Source organism: Stenotrophomonas sp. STEN038, assembly GCF_056759895.1.
The window spans coordinates 29,209-42,262 of record NZ_JBRRDW010000017.1 but is presented as its reverse complement, the minus strand read 5'-3'; the positions used below and the strand labels follow the sequence as shown (position 1 = coordinate 42,262).

The 13,054-nt window shown below is 64.6% G+C and carries 5 protein-coding genes; 1 reads left to right on the top strand and 4 read right to left on the bottom strand.

Going from position 1 to position 13,054, the window contains the following annotated elements:
- The first annotated feature begins 15 nt into the window (after positions 1-15).
- The gene (locus ACVOLS_RS09065; protein WP_481545367.1) at positions 16-591 is read left to right on the top strand and encodes a ferritin-like domain-containing protein; all 576 of its coding nucleotides are present in this window, start codon (positions 16-18) and stop codon (positions 589-591) included.
- A gap of 586 nt (positions 592-1,177) precedes the next feature.
- Here the strand turns inward: ACVOLS_RS09065 and pbpC are convergent.
- From pbpC to acnD, 4 genes are all read right to left on the bottom strand, one after another.
- Positions 1,178-3,583, bottom strand: a complete 2,406-nt coding sequence (gene pbpC / locus ACVOLS_RS09060; protein ID WP_481545366.1) for a penicillin-binding protein 1C — start codon at positions 3,581-3,583, stop codon at positions 1,178-1,180.
- A gap of 97 nt (positions 3,584-3,680) precedes the next feature.
- Positions 3,681-8,600: an alpha-2-macroglobulin family protein gene (locus ACVOLS_RS09055; RefSeq protein ID WP_481545365.1), complete on the bottom strand. Its 4,920-nt coding sequence runs from the start codon at positions 8,598-8,600 to the stop codon at positions 3,681-3,683.
- A 208-nt stretch (positions 8,601-8,808) separates the two neighbouring features.
- Positions 8,809-10,002, bottom strand: a complete 1,194-nt coding sequence (gene prpF / locus ACVOLS_RS09050) for a 2-methylaconitate cis-trans isomerase PrpF (protein WP_481545364.1) — start codon at positions 10,000-10,002, stop codon at positions 8,809-8,811.
- 186 nt (positions 10,003-10,188) lie between these two features.
- The gene (acnD, locus tag ACVOLS_RS09045; RefSeq protein ID WP_481545363.1) at positions 10,189-12,804 is read right to left on the bottom strand and encodes a Fe/S-dependent 2-methylisocitrate dehydratase AcnD; all 2,616 of its coding nucleotides are present in this window, start codon (positions 12,802-12,804) and stop codon (positions 10,189-10,191) included.
- Positions 12,805-13,054: the final 250 nt, after the last annotated feature.

Genomic DNA, 13,054 nt, shown 5'->3' with positions numbered 1-13,054 from the left:
AAGGAAAGGCCAGCCATGAGCAAGCAGCCCGCCGCCAAGTCGACAAAAACAACGCAGTTGGCAGGAATCACTGATCGGAAAACCCTGCGCGCCAACGCGCGCAAGAGCATCGAGGACGGTGCGGTAACGCCGACCTACAGTGCCAACCGCACGGCGGTGATCAAACTGCTCAATGACGCGCTGGCCACCGAATGGGTGTGCGTGCTGCGCTACTACCGGCACTACTACATGGCCAAGGGCATGCTGGCCGACTCGGTGAAAGCCGAGTTCCTGGAACACGCGCAGCAGGAGCAGGCACACGCCGCCCTGCTGTCCGAACGCATCGTGCAGCTGGGCGGTGAGCCCGACCTCAATCCGGACACCCTCACCGCCCGCGCCCATGCCGAGTACAAGGAAGGCGGCAACCTGCGCGACATGGTGCGCGAGAACCTGATCGCCGAGCGCATTGCCATCGACAGCTATCGCGAGATGATCAATTTCATCGGCGACAAGGACACCACCACCAAGCGCATCCTGGAGCAGATCTTGGCGCAGGAGGAGGAGCATGCTGATGAGTTCGCCGATCTACTGGAAGGCTGGATCGGCGAGTAAGCCGGCGGCTGGGTAGAGCCGAGCCATGCTCGGCTGAAGCCTTACCGGCAAACCCACGTTGTAGAGCCGAGCCATGCTCGGCTGAAGCCTTACCAGCAAACCCAGAGTTGTAGAGCCGAGCCATGCTCGGCTGGGGCTTTGCCAACAGTCCCAACGTTGTGGGAGCGGCGTAAACCGCGAAGCTGACAGCGCTGAAGTTGCAGGGAGCTTTGCAACCTGATTCATTTGTTGTTTCGCAGCTTACGCCGCTCCCACAAGCGCGGATTGCGTGGGAAGCTCCTGCCGAGCATGGCTCGGCACTACAGGGCTTTGCTTGGAAAGCTCCTGCCGAGCATGGCTCGGCACTACAGGGGCTTTGCTTGGAAAGCTCCTGCCGAGCATGGCTCGGCACTACAGGGGCTTTGCTTGGAAAGCCCCATGCCGAGCATGGCTCGGCACTACAGGGATTTGCTTGGAAAGCTCCTTGCCGAGCATGGCTCGGCACTACAGGGGCTTTGCTTGGAAAGCCCCTTGCCGAGCATGGCTCGGCACTACAGGGCTTTGTTTGGAAAGCTTCTGCCGAGCATGGCTCGGCACTACATAGTTGTTAGTTGGCTACGCGGAAGCGTACGCGCGTCCATGCGCCGTCGGCTGCCAACGCCGTCAGTGTGTGTTCGCCGGCATCGTTGAAATCGCGAGTGAAGGTGCGGCTGCCTTGCGTCTGGGCGATCCAGCGGCCGTCGAGCAGCCATTCAATCGTCGCCTCGCTGCCCAAGGCACGCAGCTGCAGGCGCGGGCCGTGCTGGGCGCCCGGCGGCCTAGCCAGCGTGGCCAGGTCATTCAAGCCCTCGATGTGCAGTACACCATCGGATTGCCGCCCGTCATCGGCGCAGTCCGATGCCAATGGCGGCAGGCTTTGCGCCTGCCTCTGTGCCACGGTCAGCCACGGCGAGGCCATCGCAGGCCAACGTGCGATCTCGCGGTCCTCGATCTGCGGATGGCCTTCGCAACCGGGCGACAGCCGCTGGCCAGTCTTCGCATCCACCTGGAAACGCATGCGCCCTGACTGCCAGAGCCGCGCCTCGCGCTCCGGGAAGCTTGGTGGCACCACGCCGTCCAACACCCAGGCGGGGAAACGGCGCTGACACATCGCTGCTGGCGTCTGTTCGGCAGCAATGCCCAACGGCCAACAGATCTCGACCTCGCTGACGCTGTCTGGCCGTGCCCGCACTGCGTTGTCAGCGGCCTGGCGCGGCAGGCTGTCGATGACCTCGAACATCAGCGGCAAGGCCGTCACCGCGCCGTATTGGCCGGGTAACGGCGTGCCATCCGGACGACCAACCCATACGCCGACCGTGTAGGAGCGTGTGCTGCCAATCGCCCAGGCATCTCGGTAGCCGTAACTGGTGCCAGTCTTCCATGCGACGCGCGGTCGGTTGCCTGTATCGAAAGTGTCTACTCCGTAACCGGGGCGCGGATTGGATTCGAGCACATCACGCACGATCCAAGCCGCACCCAGTGAAACCAACCGGCGCTCGATGCGTGGGTCTTTCGGCGTGTATCGAACGCGACCGGCGATACCCTCGCGATTCAACGCCGAGAACGCGCCGACCAGATCCTCCAGCCGAGCACCGGTGCCACCGAGAATCAGCGCAAGGCTGGGCTGGGTGCCGTGCGGAAAACGCAGATTGATGCCGGCATTGCCCAGCCTCGCCGCAAATCGCGATGGCCCAACGCGGTCCAGCAGATCCACCGAGGGCACATTCAAGGACAGCCGCAACGCCGTTGCCGCGCCGACCGGACCATTGAACGCCGCATCAAAGTTGCCCGGCCGGTAGCCACCAAAATTCTGCGGCGCATCGACGATCAGGCTTTCCGAATGGATCAGGCCGTCATCCAGGGCCATGCCATACAGGAACGGTTTGAGCGTTGAGCCTGGCGAGCGCCAGGCCTGCACCATGTCCACATGGCCGAGCCGCGCCTTGTCGGCGAAGGTGACCGAGCCGACATAGGCGCGCGCCTCCAGCGTAGTGTTGTCCATCACCAGCAGTGCGGCAGATGTGCGTTCGGGCAGCTGTGAGAAGTAGGAAGAGACACGTTCTTCCAGCGTGCGTTGCAGGCCGCTGTCGATGCTCGTTTCGATCTGCGGAACACGCGGATAGGTGCTACGCATGCGCTGCGCCAGCAAGGCGGCATGCAGGGGCTGCTGCAGTGAGCGCGCGACCACCGGCTCGATACGCGCGTCGGCCACATCATCGGCCGACCACACCTTGAGCTCAGCCATGCGTGCCAGCACCTTGTCGCGGGCGCGCTGCGCGGCCTCGGGATGGCGATCCGGGCGCAGCCGGCTCGGGGATTGTGGCAGCACCGCCAGCAATGCGGCCTCGGCCTGCGACAGATGCGTGGCCGACTTGCCCAGATAGGCCCAACTGGCCGCTTCCACGCCTTCGATGGTGCCGCCGTAAGGTGCGCGCTCCAGGTACAGATCGAGGATCTGCGACTTGCTCAGATGCAGTTCCAGCTGCAGCGCACGCAGCAGCTGTTTCACTTTGCCCCAGGGCGTACGCGTGTGCGGATCGAGGATGCGCGCGACCTGCATGGTCAGCGTGGAACCGCCGGAGACGATGCGCCGTTCCAGCAGCATCTGCTTGCCGGCGCGTGCAAGCGCCCACGGGTTGATGCCGGGGTGGCGCCAGAACCAGCGATCTTCGTAGGTCAACAAGGCCTGCAGGTACAGCGGCGAGATGGTCTTCGCGTCTGCCGGGTAACGCCACACGCCTTCGGCATCGGCGAAGGCGCGCAGCGGCGTGCCGTCACGCGCGACCACCAAGGTGCTGGTATCGCGTGATCTCGGTAGTGGTAGCGGGAATGCCAGGTCCAGCACCAGCAGCAATGTCAGCAGGGCGGCGAGCGCCCAGCGCAGGTTGCGGAGCGTAAAGACGGCGCGCACGCGGGTGCCAACGTGTTTCAGCCGGGAGGCGCGCGTTTTCAATGGGGATGATTGTTCAGACATTGCCTGTGGAGCTGGGGCGGAACGGCTTGGCCGCGGAAGAGCTTCCCCCTCCCCAGCCCTCCCCTTGCCGTTGGCAAAGGGAGGAAGCAGGAGCCGGTTACGGCTGCACCACCGTGATGGTGCTCGGACTGGAACGGCCCACGCCGCGCATGTCGGGACGGTACATGTCCTCGGCCAACGGCGGCGGCACCATGTAGGTACCCGGGGTGACCGCACGCACCAGATAGAACACGTGGGCAGTACTGCCGCGTGACAGCTTCAATGCAGCCACATAGCGGTCGTCGCGGAACTCCTCGTGCTTGACGTCGGCGGCGCTGGAGCGGTCACTCACCTTGACCTCACCCACCACCACGTCGGCCCACTGCTTGGCATCGCCGAGATTGAAGTTCTCGATTTCCAGGCCAGCCGGCAGCAGGTCGGTGAGCAATGCATCGGGCATGTTCGAGTTGGAGGTGACGCTGAGGCGCACGATCAGTGCCTCGCCTTCCTTCAATGGACGCGGCGTCCACGGCTTGCCGTCGGTGCCGAACCAGGAACGCTCGATGCCGATCACGCTGTTGTCCGGTGCCGGCGGCTGACGCGGGATGCCCGCAATGTCCAGGCTGGCGAACATCGGTGCCTCGCCCTGCGGCGAGAACCGTACGCCCTGCGCCAGCTGCGCCATGTCGAACACGCGACCAAAGGCCTTGCGAGCACTGATGTCCTCGACCTTGTCGCCAACCGCCAGTTCGCCGGACACCAGCTTCTTCTGGTTGGCCATCAAGGCCTTGCCAAGACGCGCCAGCGCCACCTGCTCCTGCGTACTGAGCCACATCAAGCCACTGCCACGGCGCACATCCAATGTACGACCGAGATCAATCACGCGCGCGTCGTACTCCGGCTTGGACAGCCCGCGTTCGTGCAACAACGCGATCATCAAGGCCTCATCTCGCAGGCGGGTGCCGTAGTCACCAAAGTACTCCGGACGGCTCGCGGTGGACTTGGCGAAGCCTGCGGCAATCGCTGCCTGACCACGCTTGCTATCACCCTGGATCGCCAGGGCCGCACCCAGATGCACCAGCGACAGGCCGGTCACCGCCTTGCTGCGCTCGTTGTCCCACAGCGTGCGCAGCGTACCCAGCGGCGCGCGGTTTACCCGTGCCAACACATAGCCGGAATAGGCCTGGTTGGCGAACTTCAGCCCATCGCGGCTATCGCTGCCGTAGAACTGGTTGCCGCCGCTGAGCAGGTCCTCGCTGATGCGGTTCAACGCTTTCTGCAGCACGTTTTCCGGCACCGCGAAGCCGGCGTCCTTGGCGTCCAGCAGGAACTCGGCGACATACGGCGTCAGTGCCGGATTGATGTAGTCGTCATCGCCCCACATCGAGAAGTTGCCGTTGGACACCTGCATCGAAGCCAGCCGGCCGAACGCGCCTTCCATGCGCTCGCGGCGGACCTTGGCGTCCAGACCATCGGCACCGAGCATCGCCGACGTCGCCTCATCCAGCATCAGCGCTGCATACCCCTTGCTGGTGGTCTGCTCGGCGCAGCCATAGGGATAGTTCAAGGCGCCCTGCAGGGCCGATGCGAACGGGATCGGCGGCAAGGCACTGACCAGCATGCGCGCATTGACCGAACCGCCCATCAGCCCATTGGCAAAGCTGCTGTCCAGGGTGATCGGCGCCAGCGGATCCAACGTGCGGGTCTGCGAGCGCAGCACCGACGGCCACGCCGCACGCACTGGCAGCTCGTAGCGACGGTCCACCTTGAAGCCATTGCCGTCCACCCGCACCCGCACCTTGGCCACGCTATAGCCTTCCTGCGCGGTCAGCGGGAAGCTCAGCGTGCTCTTGGCATCCGCCGCCAGTTGCACCGTGCGGGTCGATTCGCCAATGCCCAGCGGGCCTTCACCGTCCACACGCACATTGAACTCGCCGGGCTTGCCGGTGAAGTTCTGCACGTCGAGGGTGACCGTACTGCGGTCGCCCGGTGCCATCACCCGCGGCATGCTGGCTTCGGCCAGGATCGGCGCACGCACCAGCGTCTCCACATCACGGTTGCCGTAGCGGTCGGCCGAATAAACCATCGTCGACACGCGCAAGGTGCCGTTGAAATCCGGCACCTGCAGCTGCACCCGCGCATTGCCCTTGGCATCCAGCGCCACCGGGCCAGAGAACAGGTCCACGGTCTGCACGCGCGCGGTCGGCCGCTTGGCCTGCGGCAAGGCCGCCAAGGCCATGTCGCCGCCGAACTTCAACTTGCCGCTATTGCCCTCGAAACTCTCGATCACGCGACCATAGATGTCATAGGCATCCACGCCCAGCCGACGCTGCGCGAAGAAGTGCCCAGGCGCATCCGGCACCGGGAAGCGGGTGATGTTGAGGATGCCCACATCCACCGCCGAGACAGTGACGTGCGCCGGCTTGCCGGCCAGTTCGGGCGCGCTGACAGTGACCGTCATCGGCTGCTCCGGACGCATCTGCTTGGGCGCGATCAAACCGACCGCGACCCGCCGGTCGCGACGGTCCATCGGCACATGCGCCACGCCGACGGCACGCGCCGGGGTGATCTTGCTGGGCGCACTGCCACCACGGAACACCAGTGCGGTGATGTAGACATCGTGCCGCTCCCAGTCCTTGGTCACCGGGATTTCAAAGGTACTGCCCGGCTTGGCATCGATGTCCTGCACGTACAGCATGCGATCGCTTTCGACCATCAGCACGCCACGACCGGCATGCGGCGGAGTCAGCGTGACCTTGACGGTGTCGCCTGCGCGATAAGCGGTCTTGTCCAGCGACAGCTTGACCTTGTCAGGGCGGGCATCCAGCCCACGGTTCTGATCGTCCCAGCTCCAACCGGCGCGGAACGGATAGCGCATGGTCAGGCCGGTGGCCGGATCGAAAACGTCCACCCGGTACTCGCCCCATTCGACCGGGAAGTCGAAGCGGGCTGAGGTCGCACCGGCGTCGATGGTGCGGGTTTCCTTGTTCTCGAAGCGGCGGGTGAAGTCGTAATCCCAGCGGTTGTCGGTATAAGTCCAGTGGTAGTCGCGCAACTCGCGCACCAGGGTGACTTTCAGGCCCTTGGCCGGCTGCGGCTTGCCATCGGCATCCACCCGCATCAGCTCGAAGCGCGCATTGGCATTGGCATCGGCGCCATCGGCATCGTTGAACAAGGGGCGCACGGCGACCAGCGCCGGTGCCGGCCACATTACCCGTTTCAAGGTGCGGGTAACGGTGCGACCGCCAGTTTCGTAGACACTGCCAGACAGCAGCGCAGCCACGGTAGTGCCCTTGCCCGCCTCGGCCGGCAGCGCAACGTCTTCGCGCAGCTTGCCGTCCTTGGGCAGGGTGGTATCGATCACATCATTGGCTTCGCGCGGCAACTGCACGGTCGGGTCGCCGAAGAACCAGCCCGGCATCGACTCGACCGGGTGCTGCTCCACCGCCACCGCCATTCGCGCGGTGAAGCGGTTGCCGTCGGCCGGTGCGCCATACAGATAGGCCGCATCAGCCTGCAGCTTCAGCGCCTCGCCCGGCTTCAGCGTCTTCTGTGCGCTGGCCAGGTCCAGCTTCATCCGCTCGGGCAGGAATTCCTCGATGCGCAGGGTCATGCCCTGCACCGCTTCCTTGCTGGCCGGATCGGTACGGAACTCGACGGTCCAGCGCCCGGTTGGTGCTTCCACCGGGATGGTCTGCTCGAACGCGAAATAGCCCTGCTCGCCCGGCTGCAGGCGGGTCTCGCGGAAGGTCTTGCCGTCCGGCTGCTTGAGCCGCAGGAACACCGGCTGGCCGCCGGTGGCCGGCCCGGCCAGGGTCTTGCCGTCGTTGTCGCGCAGCAGCGCGGAGATGCGCACGGTCTCGCCCGGGCGGTACAGGTCACGCCCGGACCAGGCGAATACGTCGAAGTTGGCGTTCTGGCGCCCGGCCACGGCGAACTCGCTCAGGTCCAGCGCCGGCTGGTTGAACGGCAGCATGGTGGTATCGCTGCCGCTGCTGGCAACCAGCACGTGGGCGGCATCCAGGGTGTAGTTGAGCAAAGCATTGCCGTTGCCGTCGGTCTGGCCACGGAGGATGACCTCGCCCTTGCCGTCGATGACCTTCAGCTCGACCTTCTTGGCTGGCGAACCGTCGGCCAACGAAGCGGTATGGACGAACAGCTTGTCCTTGTAGGCACGGGTATGCAGGCCGATGTCGCTGACGGTGAAGAACGAGGTATCGAATTCGTTGTCGAAACTGCCGGTGCGCTTCATCACCGCGAAGTACAGGCCGGGCTGCTGCAGCTCCTTCACGTCCTGGATCGGCAGATAGGTCAGCACCCGCTCGTTCTGCTTGCCACCCAGGATGAAGCGGTTGACGTAGACCGGCTCGGCCAGTTGGTTGAGCGGGGTCTTGTCACCGTATTCGCTGTCCAGCTCCCAACTGCCACGGCGACCGCCGCGCTGGTACTGGCTGAAGAAGCTGGGCAGGTCCTTTTCGCGCACGCGCAGGAACTCGACATCCACCTCCGGCACGTTCACCGAAACCACCGGCAGGCCGCGGCTCTCGCGCGCCGGCAGCACGCTGCCCTGCGAGGCAAAGCCAACCGCAGGATCCAGCTCGCCGGTGAAGACCTTCTGCTTCACTTCCGTGCCCAACCGGTTGCCATCAGCGGCCAGCAGGTCGGCAGAGATGATCAGCGTGTATTCCTTGGCCGCCTCCACATAGGGATAGCGCAGGGTCTTGCCGTCATCGGACAGCGACCAGCTGCTGTCCTCGTTGCCAACCTTCTCCTCGAAGCGCAGCAACTTGTCGAAGTCCTGGGTGCCGACCAGCGGGCGCGAGAACTCCACCGCCAGCGCAAGGCCGTCGCCACCCTTCTGGTCAGGGTAGGCGCGCAGCATGGCGAAACCCTTGACCTCTTCCTGCTTGGTCTGGATCGCCTCACCGCTGGCCCCGGGCAGCTGCCCGGTTTCGTTCCTGCTGCATCCTGCAACCAAGGCCAGCGCCACCAAGGCGGCCGCAGCCCAACGCATATGCTTCAACATCCTGTTACCCATGGCGTCCTCCCGCAGATCGCCGGAGTATAACCAGCGGGCATGTAAGGACTTGTGTAGCGATGAGCCCTCTACAGGGGATTCGTCTGGAAGCTGGTCCGCCATGCGGCACCTGATCCTTCCGAGTTTCCACTACCGCCAAAAAGAAGAGGGCCGCTGATTTCAGCGACCCTCACCGCGTTTGACGTCCATACCAGCAAGACATGGAAACTCAGAACGCATCACCCGGCACACGGACCCAGCCTTCCATCAGGATGCGGGCACTGCGGCTCATCACCGCCTTGGTGACGGTCCATTGGCCATCAACCAGCGCGACCGCGGCACCCACGCGCAGCGTGCCGGAGGGATGGCCGAAACGCACCGCATCACGCTGGCCACCACCGGCGGCCAGGTTGACCAACGTGCCCGGCACTGCCGCTGCCGTGGCGATGGCCACCGAGGCGGTGCCCATCATCGCGTGGTGCAGCTTGCCCATCGACATGGCACGGGCATTGAGGTCGATGTCGGCGGCGTGGATCTGCTTGCTGCCGCTGGAGACGTAGTCGAGCGGCGGCGCCACGAAGGCTACCTTGGGCGTGTGCTGACGCTTGAGAGCTTCTTCCGGCGTCTTGATCAGGCCCATGCGCAGCGCGCCAGCGACACGGATCGCTTCAAGCTTCGCCAACGCCGCCTTGTCGTCATTGATGGCCGGCTGCAGCTCGGCACCGGTGTAGCCGATGTCCGCTGCATTGATGAAGACCGTGGGAATACCCGCGGTGATCATCGTCGCCTGCAGCTTGCCAACACCCGGCACATCGAGCTCGTCGATCAGGTTGCCGGTGGGAAACATCGCGCCGCCGCCCTCGCCTTCGCCCTCATCGGCCGGGTCGATGAACTCCAGCACGATTTCTGCTGCCGGGAAGGTGACGCCATCGAGATCGAAATCACCGGTTTCCTGCACCTGGCCGTTGGTGATGGGAACGTGGGCGATGATGGTCTTGTTGATGTTGGCCTGCCAGATACGCACCGCGCAGATGCCGTTCTCGGGGACCCGGGCCGGATCGACATAGCCAGCGTGCAGCGCGAACGCGCCCGCACCGGTCGACAGGTTGCCGCAGTTACCGGACCAGTCGACGAAGTCGGTGTCGATCGACACCTGCCCGTACAGGTAATCCACATCGTGATCAGGCTTGCTGCTGGGCGAGATGATCACGCACTTGCTGGTGCTGGAGGTGGCGCCGCCCATGCCATCGGTGTGCTTGGCGTACGGGTCTGGCGAGCCGATTACCCGCTGTAACAGGTGGTCACGTGCCGGACCCGGCTGTTGGGCGCTGGCCGGGAGATCTTCCAGGCGGAAAAACACGCCCTTGGAGGTGCCGCCGCGCATGTAGGTTGCCGGGATCTTGATCTGGGGGATGTGGGACATGGTGCGGGTTTCCTTGCTTCGATCTTGAAATGGAGGTTCGGAGACAGCACGCGCCGCCCCTGCCCTCACCCCAACCCCCGCTCCGCGCCCCGGCCCTTGCGCTGGCGCAAGGGCGTTCGTGGGGCCGCGAACCAGGGGTTCGCTTGCAGGCCCCCTCACCCCGCGCGCGGGAGAGGGGCTCTGGCGTCATGCGTTTGCCGATTCCAGGAAGTCCTGCGCAAACCGCTGCAGCACGCCGCCGGCCTCGTAGATCGCGACTTCCTCGTCCGAATCCAGACGGCAGGTCATCGGCACCTTCAGCACTTCACCGTTGCGACGGGTGATGACCAGGGTCAGATCGGTACGCGGGGTTCGCAGGCCGATCACGTCGTAGCTCTCGGTGCCATCGATGCCCAGGGTGTTGCGGTTGGTGCCGGGCTTGAACTCCAGCGGCAGCACGCCCATGCCGATCAGGTTGGTACGGTGAATCCGCTCGAAGCCTTCGGCGGCAATCGCTTCAACACCGGCCAAGCGCACACCCTTGGCGGCCCAGTCACGCGAGCTGCCCTGGCCGTAATCCGCACCGGCAATGATGATCAGCGGCTGCTTGCGCTCCATGTAGGTTTCAATCGCTTCCCACATGCGCATGACCTTGCCTTCCGGCTCCACCCGCGCCAGCGAGCCCTGCTTCACGCTGCCGTCCTCGTTGCGCACCATCTCGTTGAACAGCTTGGGATTGGCGAAGGTGGCGCGCTGCGCGGTGAGGTGGTCGCCGCGGTGGGTGGCGTAGGAATTGAAGTCCTCTTCGGGCAGGCCCATCTTGGCCAGGTACTCACCCGCGGCACTGGACAGCAGGATCGCGTTGGACGGCGACAGGTGGTCGGTGGTGATGTTGTCCGGCAGCACCGCCAGCGGCAGCATGCCGCGCAGCGTGCGCTCACCGGCCAATGCACCCTCCCAATACGGCGGGCGGCGGATATAGGTGCTCTGCGGGCGCCAGTCGTACAGCGGGCTGACCTTCTCGCCATGCTCGACGCGGACGTTGAACATCGGGTTGTAGACCTTGCGGAACTGCTCCGGCTTCACCGCCGCCTTCACTACCGCATCGATCTCGGCGTCGCTCGGCCAGATGTCCTTCAGGCGCACTTCGTTGCCCTGCCCATCCACACCCAGCACGTCCTTCTCGATGTCGAAGCGCACGGTACCGGCGATGGCGTAAGCGATCACCAGCGGTGGCGAAGCGAGGAAGGCCTGCTTGGCATACGGGTGGATGCGGCCATCGAAGTTGCGGTTGCCTGACAGCACTGCGGTCGCGTACAGGTCGCGATCGATGATCTCCTGCTGGATATTCGGGTCCAGCGCGCCGCTCATGCCATTACAGGTGGTGCAGGCGAAAGCGACGATGCCGAAGCCCAACTTCTCCAGGTCCGGCAGCAGACCAGCCTCTTCCAGATACAGCTGCACCGCCTTGGAACCCGGCGCCAGCGACGACTTCACCCACGGCTTGCGGGTCAAACCGCGCGCATTGGCGTTGCGCGCCAGCAGCGCGGCGGCAATCACGTTGCGCGGGTTGGAAGTGTTGGTGCAACTGGTGATGGCGGCGATGATCACCGCGCCATCCGGCATCAGGCCCTCGGCTTCCTCGCCCTTGCCGCTGAGCAGCTTGGCTTCGTCGGCGATGCCCCGCTCGGCCAGGTCCGACACCGGCAGACGCTTGTGCGGGTTGCTGGGGCCGGCCATGTTGCGCACCACGCTGGACAGGTCGAACTCAACAACGCGCTCGTACTGCGCGGTTTCCAGTGCGTCCGCCCACAGACCGGTGGTCCTGGCGTAGTTCTCGACCAGCGCGATCTGCGCTTCCTCGCGGCCGGTCAGGCGCAGGTAATCGATGGTCTGCTGATCGATGTAGAACATCGCCGCGGTTGCACCGTATTCCGGGCACATATTGGAGATGGTGGCGCGGTCACCGATGGTCAGTGCGGCAGCGCCTTCACCGAAGAACTCCAGGTAGGCACCAACCACACGTTCCTTGCGCAGGAACTCGGTGATCGCCAGCACCACGTCGGTGGCGGTGATGTTCGGCTGCGGCTTGCCGCTCAGCTTGACGCCGATGATATCGGGCAGGCGCATCCACGAGGCACGGCCGAGCATCACGTTCTCGGCTTCCAGCCCGCCCACGCCAATGGCGATCACACCCAGCGCATCCACATGCGGGGTGTGGCTGTCGGTGCCAACACAGGTATCCGGGAAGGCAACCCCGCCCTGCTGGTAGATCACCGGCGACATCTTCTCCAGATTGATCTGGTGCATGATGCCGTTGCCCGGCGGAATCACATCGACGTTCTCGAAGGCCAGCTTGGTCCAGTCGATGAAGTGGAAGCGGTCTTCGTTGCGGCGGTCTTCGATGGCGCGGTTCTTGTTGAACGCGTCCGGATCATAGCCACCGCATTCAACGGCCAGTGAGTGATCGACGATCAGCTGCACCGGCACCACCGGATTGACCTTGGCCGGATCACCGCCCTTGTCGGCGATGGCGTCACGCAGACCCGCCAGGTCGACCAATGCAGTCTGGCCGAGGATGTCGTGGCAGACCACGCGTGCCGGGAACCAGGGGAAATCAAGGTCGCGCTTGCGCTCGATCAGCTGCTTGAGCGAATCGGTGAGCGTGGCCGGGTTGCAGCGGCGCACCAGGTTTTCGGCCAGCACGCGCGAGGTATAGGGCAGCGTGGCGTAGGCGCCGGGCTGGATGGCATCGACTGCGGCGCGCGCATCGAAGTAGTCGAGCGTGCTGCCTGCGAGGTGTTTGCGGTGATCGGTATTCATGGCTGGCCTGTGAGGGTCTGGGCTTGCTGGTGTTGCGGTGGATTGCTCGCGGATGCATGCAATTGCAGCAATCCCACAGCAACACTTGGAACCTGAGGTTTCCCTTCTCCCGCTTGCGGGGGAAGGTGCCCGAAGGGCGGATGGGGGGAGCTTTGGCTTTGGCTTTGGCTTTGGCTTCGGCTTTGCTTCGCTTTTTCTATGGGCTTGAAGCGCGCTGTACGTGCTAGAAGCTTCCCCTCACCCCAACCCC

Excerpts from the sequence above, each read along its gene's own strand:
- ACVOLS_RS09065 (WP_481545367.1), top strand. The coding sequence starts at position 16 with ATGAGCAAGCAGCCCGCCGCCAAGTCGACAAAAACAACGCAGTTGGCA.
- pbpC (WP_481545366.1), bottom strand. The coding sequence starts at position 3,583 with ATGTCTGAACAATCATCCCCATTGAAAACGCGCGCCTCCCGGCTGAAA.
- ACVOLS_RS09055 (WP_481545365.1), bottom strand. The coding sequence starts at position 8,600 with ATGGGTAACAGGATGTTGAAGCATATGCGTTGGGCTGCGGCCGCCTTG.
- prpF (WP_481545364.1), bottom strand. The coding sequence starts at position 10,002 with ATGTCCCACATCCCCCAGATCAAGATCCCGGCAACCTACATGCGCGGC.
- acnD (WP_481545363.1), bottom strand. The coding sequence starts at position 12,804 with ATGAATACCGATCACCGCAAACACCTCGCAGGCAGCACGCTCGACTAC.